This is a genomic window from Natrinema sp. CBA1119, from assembly GCF_002572525.1.
Lineage (GTDB): Archaea > Halobacteriota > Halobacteria > Halobacteriales > Natrialbaceae > Natrinema.
This window is the reverse complement of the sequence record NZ_PDBS01000001.1, coordinates 2,085,674-2,098,561: the sequence shown is the minus strand read 5'-3', so window position 1 is coordinate 2,098,561 and position 12,888 is coordinate 2,085,674. Positions and strand designations below refer to the sequence as shown.

Annotated in this window: 15 protein-coding genes and 1 pseudogene; 8 read left to right on the top strand and 8 right to left on the bottom strand. The window is 63.3% G+C overall.

Annotation, left to right across the window (positions count from 1 at the left end):
- The first annotated feature begins 46 nt into the window (after window positions 1–46).
- A pseudogene (nirK, locus tag CP556_RS10305) lies at window positions 47–1,134 on the top strand (copper-containing nitrite reductase).
- Between the two features lie 195 nt (window positions 1,135–1,329).
- Window positions 1,330–2,118, top strand: coding sequence for a hypothetical protein (locus CP556_RS10300; protein WP_098725537.1), 789 nt, complete (start codon window positions 1,330–1,332; stop codon window positions 2,116–2,118).
- 42 nt (window positions 2,119–2,160) lie between these two features.
- Here the strand turns inward: CP556_RS10300 and CP556_RS10295 are convergent, their stop codons facing one another.
- On the bottom strand, window positions 2,161–2,400 hold the full coding sequence (locus CP556_RS10295; RefSeq protein ID WP_098727360.1) for a hypothetical protein: 240 nt from the start codon (window positions 2,398–2,400) through the stop codon (window positions 2,161–2,163).
- Between the two features lie 195 nt (window positions 2,401–2,595).
- Between CP556_RS10295 and CP556_RS25935 the strand changes: the two genes are divergently transcribed.
- Both CP556_RS25935 and CP556_RS10290 read left to right on the top strand, forming a co-directional pair.
- Window positions 2,596–2,745, top strand: coding sequence for a DUF7557 family protein (locus CP556_RS25935; RefSeq protein WP_176548167.1), 150 nt, complete (start codon window positions 2,596–2,598; stop codon window positions 2,743–2,745).
- A gap of 112 nt (window positions 2,746–2,857) precedes the next feature.
- Complete coding sequence (locus tag CP556_RS10290; protein WP_098725536.1) at window positions 2,858–3,274, top strand: universal stress protein; 417 nt, start codon at window positions 2,858–2,860, stop codon at window positions 3,272–3,274.
- Between the two features lie 388 nt (window positions 3,275–3,662).
- On the opposite strand, the gene CP556_RS10285 is transcribed toward CP556_RS10290, so the two are convergent.
- Window positions 3,663–5,102, bottom strand: coding sequence for an ATP-binding protein (locus CP556_RS10285; RefSeq protein ID WP_098725535.1), 1,440 nt, complete (start codon window positions 5,100–5,102; stop codon window positions 3,663–3,665).
- Window positions 5,103–5,247: 145 nt separating this feature from the next.
- Here CP556_RS10285 and CP556_RS10280 point away from each other — a divergent pair, with 145 nt between their 5' ends.
- Both CP556_RS10280 and CP556_RS10275 read left to right on the top strand, forming a co-directional pair.
- A complete protein-coding gene (locus tag CP556_RS10280) occupies window positions 5,248–5,619 on the top strand; it encodes a universal stress protein (protein WP_098725534.1) in 372 nt (123 codons plus the stop codon).
- A gap of 2 nt (window positions 5,620–5,621) precedes the next feature.
- The gene (locus CP556_RS10275) at window positions 5,622–6,197 is read left to right on the top strand and encodes a GNAT family N-acetyltransferase (protein WP_098725533.1); all 576 of its coding nucleotides are present in this window, start codon (window positions 5,622–5,624) and stop codon (window positions 6,195–6,197) included.
- Window positions 6,198–6,327: 130 nt separating this feature from the next.
- On the opposite strand, the gene CP556_RS10270 is transcribed toward CP556_RS10275, so the two are convergent.
- Window positions 6,328–6,786, bottom strand: a complete 459-nt coding sequence (locus tag CP556_RS10270; protein WP_098725532.1) for a universal stress protein — start codon at window positions 6,784–6,786, stop codon at window positions 6,328–6,330.
- A gap of 219 nt (window positions 6,787–7,005) precedes the next feature.
- On the opposite strand from CP556_RS10270, the gene CP556_RS10265 reads away from it, so the two are divergent.
- Both CP556_RS10265 and CP556_RS10260 read left to right on the top strand, forming a co-directional pair.
- The gene (locus tag CP556_RS10265) at window positions 7,006–7,485 is read left to right on the top strand and encodes a universal stress protein (RefSeq protein WP_098725531.1); all 480 of its coding nucleotides are present in this window, start codon (window positions 7,006–7,008) and stop codon (window positions 7,483–7,485) included.
- Window positions 7,486–7,562: 77 nt separating this feature from the next.
- The gene (locus CP556_RS10260; RefSeq protein WP_098725530.1) at window positions 7,563–8,840 is read left to right on the top strand and encodes a DHH family phosphoesterase; all 1,278 of its coding nucleotides are present in this window, start codon (window positions 7,563–7,565) and stop codon (window positions 8,838–8,840) included.
- Between the two features lie 460 nt (window positions 8,841–9,300).
- Here the strand turns inward: CP556_RS10260 and CP556_RS10255 are convergent, their stop codons facing one another.
- The 5 genes from CP556_RS10255 to CP556_RS10235 form a co-directional block, all read right to left on the bottom strand.
- Window positions 9,301–9,996 carry a hypothetical protein gene (locus CP556_RS10255; RefSeq protein WP_098725529.1) on the bottom strand — a complete coding sequence of 232 codons (696 nt, stop codon included), beginning with the start codon at window positions 9,994–9,996 and terminating at the stop codon, window positions 9,301–9,303.
- Between the two features lie 91 nt (window positions 9,997–10,087).
- Complete coding sequence (locus CP556_RS10250) at window positions 10,088–10,522, bottom strand: DUF5807 family protein (protein WP_098725528.1); 435 nt, start codon at window positions 10,520–10,522, stop codon at window positions 10,088–10,090.
- Window positions 10,523–10,762: 240 nt separating this feature from the next.
- Complete coding sequence (locus CP556_RS10245; RefSeq protein WP_098725527.1) at window positions 10,763–11,212, bottom strand: DUF7500 family protein; 450 nt, start codon at window positions 11,210–11,212, stop codon at window positions 10,763–10,765.
- A gap of 25 nt (window positions 11,213–11,237) precedes the next feature.
- Window positions 11,238–11,882, bottom strand: coding sequence for an archaellin/type IV pilin N-terminal domain-containing protein (locus CP556_RS10240; protein ID WP_098725526.1), 645 nt, complete (start codon window positions 11,880–11,882; stop codon window positions 11,238–11,240).
- Between the two features lie 3 nt (window positions 11,883–11,885).
- Window positions 11,886–12,494 (bottom strand): archaellin/type IV pilin N-terminal domain-containing protein, encoded by a 609-nt coding sequence (locus tag CP556_RS10235; protein ID WP_098725525.1) that lies wholly within the window; start codon window positions 12,492–12,494, stop codon window positions 11,886–11,888.
- Between the last annotated feature and the right edge of the window lie 394 nt (window positions 12,495–12,888).

Sequence of the window (12,888 nt, the reverse complement as noted above, 5' to 3'; positions counted from 1 at the left end):
GTCGTTATGGTTGATCATATGTCCACCACTATATCCAAGTAGGACAATGACCGCAACTCAACTCAACCGGCGGCAGATGGTGCAGGCAATCGGAGCGACCGGCGCGCTGGCAGTGGCCGGCTGTCTCGGTAGCGACACGGAGGGGAACGGTGCGGAAAACAGCGAACCTGCGGATGAGGACGGACTGGAGGCGGCGAAAGCGGTCGACATCGACCGGATCGCGCGTGATCCGACGGACGTTCCGGCCCCGGTCGACTGGAACGAGCCCCGCACGCACGACGTGACGCTCCAGACCGAGCGAGTGACCGCGGAGATCGAACCGGGCGTCACCTTCGACTACATGACCTTCGAGGGGCAGGTGCCGGGGCCGATGATTCGGGTCCGTCAGGGTGACACGGTCAACCTCACCTTCGACGTTCCCGAGGACATGAACACGGCGATGCACAACGTCGACTTCCACGCGGTCTACGGGCCGGGCGGCGGTGCTGACGCGACGACTATCGCCCCGATGATGACCCGACCCAGATCAAATTCCGCGCGGAGTACCCCGGCGTGTTCATCTACCACTGTGCGGTCCCGGCCATGGACTACCACATCAGTAGCGGCATGTTCGGCTCGATCCTCGTCGAACCCGAGGACGGCCTGCCCGAGGTCGACAACGAGTTCTACCTCGGCCAGCACGAGATCTACACCGCCGGCGAGGTCGGCGAGGAAGGCCACCACGCGTTCGATCACGACGCGATGATGCGCGAAGAGCCCACCTACGTCGTCTTCAACGGTCAGGCCTACGGCTTCACCGCCGACGGCGTCGGCCCCATGCAGGCCAACACCGGCGAGACCGCCCGGGTCTACTTCGCCAACGGCGGTCCGAACCTGCTGAGCTCGTTCCACCCGATCGGCAACGTCTGGAGCAACCTCTACCGCGATGGCGACCTGCTGAGCGAACCCGCTAACAACGTCGAAACGACCCCCGTCCCGCCGGGCACCACCACCGCCGGCGAGATGGAGTTCCCCGTCCCCGGCCCGGTCAAACTCGTCGACCACGCCCTCTCGCGGGTCGTTCACCGCGGCGCCCTCGGCGTCGTCAACGTCCAGGGCGAGGAGAACCCCGACGTCTACGACGAGGATCCGTGATCGAGAGCAGTCCCACTGACGAGTTCCCCTTTTCTTTCGTTCCCAGTTCCGTCTCGAAGACGATCTATCGATCGAGGACGACGAGCCGTTCGTGAGCCCGTGGCTCGAGGCGACACACCAGCCTCCCCGTGACTTCCTGAACGGCGGTAACCGAGGGTATCCTTATGCCGGTTCAGTGGGCAGGTACAGGCATTCATGCTCACCTCGCGTTCATCGATCACGTTCGATGCCGGCGATCCGGCGACGACGGTCGCGTTCGGCCGACTGTTCGCGTATCTCGCGATCGGAATCGCCGCGGTGATACTCCTGTACTACGCGATCGTCTACGTCAGAGAAGTCCTCGCGGTCGAGGCGCGCGCCGAACAGTGGTATCTCACGATCGGAATCGGGGCGGCGATCGTCTACGCCGTCGCTGGCGTCGCCTCGATACTGCTGGAGCCCGCGTGGATCCGCCGGTTCGTCGACGGCGCAGTCCTCTTTTTCATCCTCTTTCTGGCGCTGGCGATCCGCGCCATGTATCACGATCAGCCGGCCGCGGGCGATCGTACCCGTCTGTTACCCGCGTGGGCGGACTACGTCGTCGTCGCCGGCTTCATCGCCGCCTGGTGGGGGACTTTCCTCGTCGAGGGATCCTCGACGCGGCTGGTCGTCGCCGTGGGCTGGATCGTCACCTCCGCGTGGGCGGTGCTCTACGGCGTTCGCGCTGTCAGCGTCCACGAGGGGACGACGTTCGCCGCGCTGACCCGACACCTACTGCCGGCGATCGTCTGCGTCGCCGCGGTCGTCTTCATCGACCTCGTGACGAGCTATCTGAACGGGTACGGCGCGCTCGCCGACGCCGCGTGGATCGTTGGAACGACGCTGGTCGCCGCCTTCCTCTTCAACACCGCCGTCGCGATCCGCCAGCAGGGCGGCGAACTCGAGCGGCTCTACGACTGGACGACCTGGCGCGAACAGTCGTTCGACGACCGCTCCGCCGAGTAGGCCCCGCCGCTCGGGGTCGACCGGTCACTCGAGGGAGAGGACCTACAGTTCACCGCGCAGGACGACCTCGTTGTCGACCCGCTCGAGCATATCCTCGGTAACGACGTAGTCCTCGTCGTCCTCGCCCTCCCAGCCGACCGACGCGAATACCTGTTCTGCCACGCTGGGGTTGGGATCGACGGCGGCCCTGCTCCCGTCGACTTTGGCGACGATCCCGAGTTCCTTGCCTTCGACGTCGACGACGGTCTTTCCAACGTCATCCTCAGTCAGCGGTGCTGTCATATCCGTCGCTACGAGGACCACCCGGGTAAGTGAACGGCCGTCCCGTGCCGGTTCAGCGATTCGTCTGCCGGCCCGATCGGGTGCGTAAAATATTACTTGCGTATGTCGGCCAGAGAAAGCTGCCCGTGCGCCCCGGGACTAGTTGACGCCGGTCGTCGATACTCCGATCGACACAACCCCACCACACTACTACCCATGACACAGACACTCGAGATCAGCGACGATCTGAAGGAGCGACTCGACAACCACTGCGAGGACGGCCAATCGAACGAGGAACTCATCGAGGAACTGGTGTCGATGTACGAGACCGAGGGGGCCTTCCTGCAGGAGGGGTATTCGGAGTGAGGCAACGAGCCGCGTTGCCAACCCGTTTTTCGATGCGACCAGCCGACGAACGGCCTCCCACAGCGTGTGAGTGATGATGGCACTCAAGTAGGTCGTCCCCGTACGATGCAGTATGCACCTGTTAGTCGCCCTCGAGGACTCGGAGCCGGGGTGGGCGGCACTCGAGTTCGCATGTACGGAACACGCCGACGACGAGATCACGGTCATCCACGCCGTCGACCCGACGGACAGCGGCTACGGTGAGGTCGCACACCTCGGGCCGGAGGCGCTGCTCGAGCGCCAGCGCGAGGAGGCGGAAGAACTGCTCGCGGACGCCGAAGCTCGCGCGGCCGATCACGGCTGTTCGATCGACACGGCGGTCGTCGTCGGGCAACCGGCGGACGCCATCGTCGACTACGCGACGGAGAACGCGATCGACCTGATCGTCGTCGGCAGCCACGGCCGGACCGGCTTCTCGAGGGTCCTGCTCGGCAGCGTCGCGGAACGGGTCGCTCGACAGGCCCCCGTGCCCGTGACGATCGTTCGATAAGAGTGGGGGTCGTTCACTTGCCCAGTGAATGGAACAATGGGTTCTGATGGGGTTATAGGAGACGAAGCGTCCTTCTATCATGGCAACAGGGAATCTCCACACCCTCCCCAGCCGATTCGCTCACTAGCGTTCGCTCATCCACCGTCAGAGCAGGCTCTGACGAGCCTTCGCTCACGGAGTTCGCGAAGACCTCACACGGCTTTACGCCGCGGTTCGTCAGTGACTCACCGCGGCCCAGCGCGCGCCACTGCAGACGGTTGCCCAGTCTCTGCGATACGTAGCTCATCGCTACTGAACGATCGATCTAGGAATTCTCGTTAGAACCGGAAAATAGCGAAACTACCGGACAAACAGGGAACATCGAACCGGACCCGGTCCGAGTCGGTCCTCAGTGATCGTGGTCGTGGTCGTGATCGTGGGAGTGGTCGCTCGGCTCACCGCCGTCACTGGCCGCATCGAGGTCCCCGCCGGCAACGAGCGCGTCGTGGTCGCCGCCCATCATGTCCATGTTCTTCAGGGTGTCGCGCTCCTCGAACTCCTCGACGGCGTCGAGGAGGTCCTCCTGTGTCAGCGTCGTGCGGTCCTCGGTCAGTGCCTCGAGGACGGCCTCCCGGAGCACCATTCGGAGGTCGCTCCCGGTCAGCCCCTCGGTGACCTCGGCGATGAGGTGGGGATCGAACTCGTCGATGTCCATCGTTCGAGTAATGAGACCGAGGATGTCCGCCCGCATGCCGGAGTCGGGCTTCGGGAAGTTGATGATCTCGTCGAAGCGCCGCCAGGCGGCGTCATCCAACTGGTCGGGGTGATTGGTCGCCCCGATGAGCAAGACGTCGTCGTCGATGAGCGAGATGTTATCGATGCTCTTGAGGAGCGTGTTGACCGCGCGCTTGAGCGCGGCGTGTTCGTCGCTGCGGCGGGTTTTGGCGACGAAGTCGAACTCGTCGATGAAGAGGATACACGGCGAGAGCCGTTTGGCGACCTCGAAGGTCTTGTCGACGTTTTTGGCCGTCTCACCGAGATACTGCGAGGTGATCATCGAGAGCTTGACCTCGACGAAGGGGAGATCCATGTCCCGGGCCAGCGCCTGCGCCGTCGAGGTCTTCCCGGTCCCCGGCGGGCCGACGAACAGCAGTTTACCGATCTCGCGCAGGCCGATATCCGCGAGGTAGTCTCGGTGTTCGATCGCCTTCGAGATCTTGTCGAGTTCGTTCTCCTGATCCCGGGTGAGGACGAGGTCGTCGAGCGTGATCTCGACCTCCTCGGGGGCGCGGACTTCCACGAGGTCGAGCATCTCCTCGTCGTCGTCCTCGTTGAAGTACTCGTCGAGGAGCCCGTCGATCCAGACCCGATCGGCCTGAATCGGCCGGTTTCGATCGCGAGCTTCCTCGTGGGTGACGTCGACATCGTACGTCTCGTGCTCCGCGAAGTGTTTCGCCAGCGTCGGGTTCTCGAGCAGCCGCTCATCATCGACGCGTTCGACGAACCACTCCTCGGCCATGTCCCGCTGGGCGAGGGTGATCGTGCCGGAGAACTCATCGCGCTCGGTGAACATCAGATCGGCGACGGCGTCCCACGGCTGGCCGACGCCGGTCGCCTCGCGAGCCGTGCTTGTCGTCACCGACAGCGGGCGACTGATTCCGGCGGGTTTCCGGGAGCTTCCACCGCTCCCACCGCTCCCGTCGTCACTCTCGCTCTCGTCGTCGACGCCGCCGGTCCAGTAGACGCGGCGAAACGACGGCGGGAGATCGTTCTCGTCTAACGTCCGGTCGTCCGAATACACGCTCGTCGTGAGCAGAAACTCCACGACATCGAGCGCCGCATCACTCATTCCGTGAACGTACTCACTACACGTTCTTAACAGCGTCGTCACGCGCAACGTATGCGACACAGTTCCACCCGAAACGGTCCGCGGCCGCGTTTCGAACCCGGAAATCAGCACAACCGTTTTCGTGTATCGGCTCACAATCACCCGTATGAACGTGTTGCTGGGTCTCGGCGGCAGCGACGAGTCGGTGAAGACGCTCCGGCAGACCATCGAACGAACCCAGGATGTCGGCGACGACCTCACCGTCGTCATCGTCGACAAGCCCGAGTCGAAACGCTCGCAAGACGAGACGTACCAGATGGCCGTCGACCGCCTTGAGGACGTGGGACTCGACGAGATTCCAGTCGAAAAACTCGAGGGGGATCCCGGGAGCGCACTCGTCAACTACGCCGAACAAGGCGAGTTCGATCAGCTGGTCATCGGCGGCGGTACCCTGAGCCCGATGGGGAAGATCCAGCTCGGCCCGATCACGGAATTCGTCCTGTTGAACGCCCCAACGACGGTCAAGCTGGTGCGATAACCATGGTCGGAACGCGACAGTATCCGGACGAACCGTCCGGTCCGTTCCCCTCGCCGCCGACGACCGTCGAGGACCGCGAGGGTCGCTCGATCGAGGTCCGCGCACCAGAGGAGTTCGCGACCGAGGCGCTCGACGACGTCGTCGACATGTACCTCGAGTTCGATCCCTCCGATCGGGCCCAGGGGATTCCGCCGACCGGCGAGGATCGCATCCGCAACTGGCTCGAGACGATCGGCGAAGACAGCATCAACGTCGTCGCCCGCCACGACGGCGACGCGATCGGCCACGCGATGCTCGTCCCCGACTCCGACGACCCGGCGGCGATCGAGCGGAAAAGTGAGATCGAGTGGGAGCTGGCGATATTCGTCCTGCAGGCCTACCAGCGGGCCGGCATCGGCACGCTCTTGCTCGAGAACCTGCTGGGCCACGCCAGCGACATCGGGATCAGTCGCGTCTGGCTGACCGTCGAACGATGGAACAATCCGGCGATCGCCCTCTACGAACGGGTCGGCTTCGAAGCGACCGGGACCGAGAGCTTCGAACAGGAGATGGCGATCCTGCTCGAGGGAGCGGACTGAGACGAATCGCTGTCGGACTGAGACGGACTGCCGCCAGTCGGTTTCGGCGCGCTCGCAAGACGGTCGCAGTCGCGGCGGGAACCCGGTACAGCAGTCCGTCTGCGGACCGCTCGATCGCCGAGCCGTCCGGCTACACCGAGAGGACCGGCTGGCTCGCGTAGGAGAGGACGTATTCGGCCGCCTTCTCGAGGACTTCCGCCTCGGCTCTGGTCACCGGTTCGCGTGGGAGCACGATGAAGTCGGCGTCGATGTCGTCGGCGGTGTCGAGGACGACGTTGCCGGGATGGAGCGTCTTCCGCGTCTGCGAGAAGCCGTCGTCGACGGACGTGGTGATCGGAACACCGGCGTCCTCGGCGATGTCCTCGATGTCATCGAAGAACCCCTGCGTATTCTCTGCGACATCGGTTTCGTCGACCGTTCCGACATCTAATCCCCGAACGACGCCCCGTCCGAGAACGAACAGCGCGTGCACGGCTGCGTCGTAGCGGTCGGCGACGGCGATGGCGTACTCGACGGCGGTGGCAGACTCGTCGCTGCCGTCGACCGGCGCGAGAACGGTGTCGACGGTAAACGGCTCGCTGGCGTCCATACGCGGCAGTGGGTGTTCCGTCACAAAAAAGCCACCCCACCGACTGCCGCCTCGATCCTCCCACGAGAGACCCGGATCCCACCGACTGTCCCCCGATTCCCCGAAGCTACCTCGATCGATCGCGTTTGCGACGCAGGCAAACGGGACGGCTCACCTCGCTCGGACGAACTCGCTGCCCGAACAGGGACGTTTAAGCGACCGCGAGCGCAATCCATCGACATGTTCGACACGGTCGTGGTCGCCACCGACGGCTCCGAGAGCGTGAAACGGGCCGTCGACATCGCGCTCGATCTCGCGGACCGCTTCGGGGCCGACGTCCACGCCCTCTCGGTGGTCGACGCCAGCGAGGTCGACGCCTCGCCCCAGCAGCTCCGGGACGAGCTCCGAACCGCCCTCGAGACGACCGCCGACGCCGCGATCGCCACGGTCGAGGAGCGAGCCGAGGGAGCAGTGACGACCGAGATCCGCGAGGGGCGTCCCGCCATCGAGATCTGCGAGTACGCCCGCGAGGTCGACGCTGACGTGGTCGCGACCGGGACCCGCGGTCGCCACGGCGAGAACCGCCTCCTGCTCGGCAGCGTCGCCGAGCGGATCGTCCGGACCTCGCCCGTCCCCGTACTGACGGTGCGCCAACTCGAGCCGACGGGCGACGATGAAGATGACGATGCCGCAAGCGAGGAGGTATCCGCAGACGCCTGATCCGATCGACGGCAGTCGCTGGCCCGCCCACTCGCGATATCGGCGGTTACTTCCCCGCCGGTCACGCACCACGTACCATGTACGACGAACTCATTCAGAGCGGCGATCTGTCGCTCGCCCGGAAATCCGTGCTGCCGGGAACCGGCTTCTTCCTGCCCGATACGCTCGAGGAGGACCTCGAGGACCAGCAGACCGCAGCCGCACTCGAGGGCGCCGAGGTCGCGGTCATCGCGGACCCGGACGCCGACGGGCTGGCCTGCGTCGCGCTCATCCGGGAGGCCTACGGCGACGTGCAGAACGTGCCGGAACCCGACGGGGATGCGGCCGAAGATGATGACGACGGGGACCAGCCGGAACCGGTCGCCGACGCGACCGACGACGCCGACGAACAGAATGTCGCCATCGAGGCGGCCGACGCCGAGGAGCCGCTCGAGGAGCCCGAACCGACGCCCCACGAAGTCGCGCTCATCCCAGCGAGCCCCCACAACGTTGAGGACGCGCTGGCTCGCGTCGCCGAGTTCGGCGACGAGGGGATCGATATCTCCGTCTGCGACCTCGCGCCGGATCGCTACGAGTACGTCGAGGAGGAACTCGCCGCGGCACTCGAGACCGCCGACGGCGTCTCGTGGTACGACCACCACCAGTGGGGCGACGACGTGGCGCAAGCGGTCCGCGATGCCGGCGTCGACCTCGTGGTCGGCGACTCCGACGAGGAGTGCAGCGCCGACGTGGTCTACCGCTCGCTCGAGTACGAGTTCGATGCGATGTACGAGGAACTGGCGGCCGTCACTCGAGATCACGACCTCTGGCTGCGCGAAGACCCGCGCAGCGACGACCTCGCGGATTACGCCTACTGGACTGATCCCGCGGAGTACGTCGAGGTCGTCCGCGAGTACGGCGTCGACCTGCCCGAGTGGGTCACGGACTACATCGCCGAGCGCCGCGTCGAGAAGGAGGCGCTCATCGATCAGGCGGTCGGTCGAGCCGAACTGCGAGAAATCGGCGGCTACACGGTCGGTATCACCTACGGCCGCTGTTCGCAAAACGAGGTCGCCGAGGCGATGCGCGAGCAGGGAGCCGACGCCTCGGTGATCGTCAAACCCGCCGGCTCAGCCTCCATTCGGGGCACCGACGAGTTCGAACTGTGCCACGAGGTCGCGGGGAAGGTCAACGGCGGCGGCCATCCGAAGGCCGCGGGCTGCAAGCCCGACATCTACGACGATATGCTGGACTACGCGAACCACTGGACGACCCGCGGTGCCGTGACGAAACGCGTCATCCTCGACGCGTTCCGAGACGTCGTCGCGGAAGCGGACGAGGCGGCCGACGGCGACACGGACGCGAGCGAGGACTGATCGGCTCGAGGATCCGCCCGACTCGTTTTTGTCCCTATCACTGAATTCACGACCGTCAGTGAACGGTCAGTAGAGGGAAACCGCGTCTCACTCCAGACTGGCCACCCGGCATGCGGTGGCGCGCGCTGTGTCGCGGCGAACTGCGAGGCCTGAACGAAGTGAAGGCCTCGATATTGTGAGCGGTGACCGCAGGGAACCGCGAACCCATTGGTGAGCCGCGACCCGACGCTGCGCGAGGGATGAGTGAGCGAGCCTGCGAGCGAACGAATCGGCTGGGGAGGACGTGGCGATTCCCTGTTGCCACGCTAGCAGGACACTTCGTCTCACTCAGTCCTCTCAGAACCACTGTTCCATTCACAGAAGAGTGAGCAGCATTCACTCTGTGTTCCTCGGAATCCTTCTTCTGAAACCGATCACGGTCGAGCTAACCGTGGGGAACACTCGAGCAAACCAATTAAAATCACCCTCGCGATGCGAAGTACCGCATCACGAGCTGCAACACGTGAACGAAGACGCCGGCGACGGCGATGTAGACGCCGATCGTCTGGAGCGCGACCGACGCGCTGCGCTGGTCGCGCACCTTCCAGATCTCCCAGCCCAGCCGAAGCAGGAACCCGAGGAAGATGAGGACGAAACCCACGAGCAACACCGGCGCGACGAAGGTCCCGATCAGAATCGCGACGATGCCGCCGATGAACGCGTAGTTGGCGTAGGATCCCCAGTGCTCGAACGTCTTCGACCGCGCGTAGACGTAGGCAGAGATGACGGCCGTCAACAGGGCCACCACGACCGCCGTCACGACGAGGATCGTGAGTTGGCTCTCTCGAGGCGCGAAGCGAAGCACGCCGGCTCCGAAGACCCCGAAGGCCAATTGCAGAATGACCATCCCGACGAACGCGATTCCCATGTCCCCGCCCGTGACGCCACGCTCGGCGACTACCTGTCCGGCCATGATGGCTGCGCCGTAAGCGAGCGCACCGATGATCGGGAACGAGAACAGGTACTCGTTGACACTCGCGAGCGGCGTCACCACGAGGACGTACATCAACGCCACGTTGATCGCCATCAGAGCACTCGCACCGCCGATTACACGGGCTTCGCGACTCGAGAGACCGAACCCGCGGCCGGTCTCGTACGGGGTTTCGGTCGAACTCATTACGTCCCATTACGCCGCTGAGCCGCAAAAGACTGCGGCCTACTACTGACTATCCACGTCTGCCACGTCCGCAGTCCGCTCTCCGAAGTCGCTATCCGTCCGTCTCGCCCACATTCCATCGATCCGAGAACGCCGTTCCGCACGTACACTGGGCGTAGGCGTGGACGACGTCCCCCTCGGCGTAGATGCCGCCGACCTCCTCGTTTTGCGCCTCGGCGAACGCGAAGACGAACTTGATCTCGTGTTCCTCGTCGGCCGCTGCGTCGGGGCAGTGCCCGCCCGTCAGCTCGTCGTCGATCTCCCCCTCGTTGCTCATCGCGGACTTGGCGAACTCCATCGCACCCGTGCCGGTCGCCGCCTGGAAAGCGTTCCGCCCGCGCTCGCCGTCGATCACGATCAGGATACCGTCGTCGACGCGCTCGCCGAACTCCTCGAGGCGCTCGTCCGACACGTAGGAATCCGCCAGGAACAGCGCCACGTCCTCGAGTCGCTCGCCCGCCAGAAACGCCTCGCGTTGGTCACTCATGGCGTCGGATTCGCGCTCGAGGTGGAAAAAGGGCGGTATTCGGATTTTCGGCCGGGCTCGAGGGCGTCGGCTTGGGTTTCACTCGTCACTGGTGTGCGTCGATCCGCATAAAAAATGTACCGCCGCGGTACTCCCTGTGGTTTGCGAACGATTCGACGGGTCATAGGGTCGATTGTACGTTATTTCCGGGATGACCGCGACCGTCCGTGCGGTCATTCCAGAAAACCGGTACAATCGACCCTATGAGACCTCGAGATCCGACGCGGCCAGCATGACCTGCAGCGCCTCGCTGGGCGACATGTCGTCGTCGAGCTGGCCGGCATACCACGTCAGCAGGTCCACGAACACCTCGCGGACATCGTGTGACGCCGCGCTGTGGTGTGCGACCTCTCCGTCGGTCTTCAGCGTGATGTCGACCCCGTGCGGTTCTGGCGCGTCGGCGAGTGCGTGATCATGTGCGTGTGTGCGATCGTGATCGTCGCGCTCGCTGCGAGCGTCCCCGGCGGGCCCGTCGCCCGCTGGGAGTGCGTCCGCGACCTCGCTGGCCGCCGACATCGCCGCGCGCTCCGAACCGGATCCCTCCGATCGAACGAGATAGCGGTTCTCGCCCAACTCGTCGACGTGGTCGTCGTCTAACTGCAGCTCGTCGGGGGCGAGAACGCCGTCGTCTTCGGGTGGATCGGGGGTCATTGTGTCTCAGTCGTCGGTGAGGTGGTTAGACCTCGACGATGCTCTTATCACCGAAGGTGTTCGGAAGACTCACACCGTAGGTGTACTGCGCACCGGATTGGTCGATGAGTTTGATCGTTGCACTCTCACCGGCTGGAAGTCCAACAGGGGTAGAGGTGCCAGTCTCATTAACTTCATCTTCAATCAATGCAGTATCAATTTCTAACTTGACTCGCTCTTCGGTGTTCGTAAGTGACTCATTAGAGCTGTCAGTAATAGAATGTGTGGTGAAGTTTTCAGCGTTAGCGCCACTGTCATCGTACGTGAGCGAGACATCCTCTTTATTACTCGTATACTGGACGGTCATCGATGTGAGGTCAATTGCCTCAGACCCAGCCGATTTCTTAATCGTCATGTTAAGTGTATCGACGTAGGAATTGTTAAGAGCATCCTCACTTGAGGAAGAAGCTTCATATACGGAACCAACAGCGTGAATGACATCGATCTGGTTCGCGACCTCCTGCTGAGTCTCGGAACCGGTGTCGGATGCCTGGCTCTGCAGGACGCCAGCCGTGTTAATCAGCACGCCTGCCGCGATCGCTGCGACGAGAACCATCGCAATGAAGACGATTAGTGTCCCGATACCAACCTGACCACGAGTGTCATCGTCGATCTGAAGTCGTTCGAACATCAGTTAGACCTCCACCACTTCTTTGTCACCGAACGTGTTCGGAACGCTCACACCGTAGGTGTACTGAGCACCGGATTGGTCAATAAGTTTGAGCGTTGCGCTGTCTCCACCGTCAAGTCCACCTTCGATATCATCGGTATCGATAGTGAGCCTGATACGGTGTTCAGTATTGGTCAGCGACTCGTCGTCATATCCATTAATTTGTGACGTGGTGAAATTCCCACTGTCCGCTGAAACCAATGCTGTCTCGCCCGCATCCGTGGCGTTATACGTAAGTGCGACATCGTTGTCATCACTTGTGTATTGGACCGTCATCGACGTGATGTCGATCGCATCAGATCCTGCTGATTTCTTGATAGTCAAATTCAAGTGGTCGACAACATCGGCGCTAGAAACGTTACCGACTGCGTGAACCACATCGATCTGATTCGCGACCTCTTGCTGAGTTTCGGAGCCAGTATCGGATGCTTGGCTCTGCAAAACACCGGCCGTATTAATCAGTACGCCTGCTGCAATCGCCGCGACCAGGACCATCGCGATAAACACGATGAGCGTCCCGATCCCGACCTGACCGCGGTCGTCGTTATCGTAGTCTGTTATTGCTTCGAACATTATGTGTACACCCTGCGTGCCGTCCTCGTCTGCATCGTGTCATCGCGACACGAGCCGTCCGCGCGGACACCATCTGCCAGCTCGACGGGCCGAACCCGTCGCTCCCACCGCGAGACTGACGACGGAACACGATCGGTGTCCCGTCGAAGGCAGACGTGTGACGAGGTCGTTGGCATCACAGATTCTGGGGATGTACCCCGGCGAAGACAAAGACTAGTCGGAGTATCAACCTCAGTATCAGTTCAGTCGACGTATCGAAACTCGACTCACGACTCGAAACGCGGGACGAACTCGAGCGTACACCTTTAGGACCGCCCTCGCTACTGGGGAGTAGTATGACCGTATCGTCCGACGGAGAAGACCGCCTCCGGCGGCAGGTGACGAGCCGAGTGAC

Coding starts and splice junctions, on each gene's coding strand:
- CP556_RS10245 (WP_098725527.1), bottom strand. CDS start 11,212: ATGACCCCCGATCCACCCGAAGACGACGGCGTTCTCGCCCCCGACGAG.
- CP556_RS10260 (WP_098725530.1), top strand. CDS start 7,563: ATGTACGACGAACTCATTCAGAGCGGCGATCTGTCGCTCGCCCGGAAA.
- CP556_RS10285 (WP_098725535.1), bottom strand. CDS start 5,102: ATGAGTGATGCGGCGCTCGATGTCGTGGAGTTTCTGCTCACGACGAGC.
- CP556_RS10270 (WP_098725532.1), bottom strand. CDS start 6,786: ATGGACGCCAGCGAGCCGTTTACCGTCGACACCGTTCTCGCGCCGGTC.
- CP556_RS10250 (WP_098725528.1), bottom strand. CDS start 10,522: ATGAGTGACCAACGCGAGGCGTTTCTGGCGGGCGAGCGACTCGAGGAC.
- CP556_RS10280 (WP_098725534.1), top strand. CDS start 5,248: ATGAACGTGTTGCTGGGTCTCGGCGGCAGCGACGAGTCGGTGAAGACG.
- CP556_RS10235 (WP_098725525.1), bottom strand. CDS start 12,494: ATGTTCGAAGCAATAACAGACTACGATAACGACGACCGCGGTCAGGTC.
- CP556_RS10290 (WP_098725536.1), top strand. CDS start 2,858: ATGCACCTGTTAGTCGCCCTCGAGGACTCGGAGCCGGGGTGGGCGGCA.
- CP556_RS10255 (WP_098725529.1), bottom strand. CDS start 9,996: ATGAGTTCGACCGAAACCCCGTACGAGACCGGCCGCGGGTTCGGTCTC.
- CP556_RS10295 (WP_098727360.1), bottom strand. CDS start 2,400: ATGACAGCACCGCTGACTGAGGATGACGTTGGAAAGACCGTCGTCGAC.
- CP556_RS10300 (WP_098725537.1), top strand. CDS start 1,330: ATGCTCACCTCGCGTTCATCGATCACGTTCGATGCCGGCGATCCGGCG.
- CP556_RS10240 (WP_098725526.1), bottom strand. CDS start 11,882: ATGTTCGAACGACTTCAGATCGACGATGACACTCGTGGTCAGGTTGGT.
- CP556_RS10275 (WP_098725533.1), top strand. CDS start 5,622: ATGGTCGGAACGCGACAGTATCCGGACGAACCGTCCGGTCCGTTCCCC.
- CP556_RS10265 (WP_098725531.1), top strand. CDS start 7,006: ATGTTCGACACGGTCGTGGTCGCCACCGACGGCTCCGAGAGCGTGAAA.
- CP556_RS25935 (WP_176548167.1), top strand. CDS start 2,596: ATGACACAGACACTCGAGATCAGCGACGATCTGAAGGAGCGACTCGAC.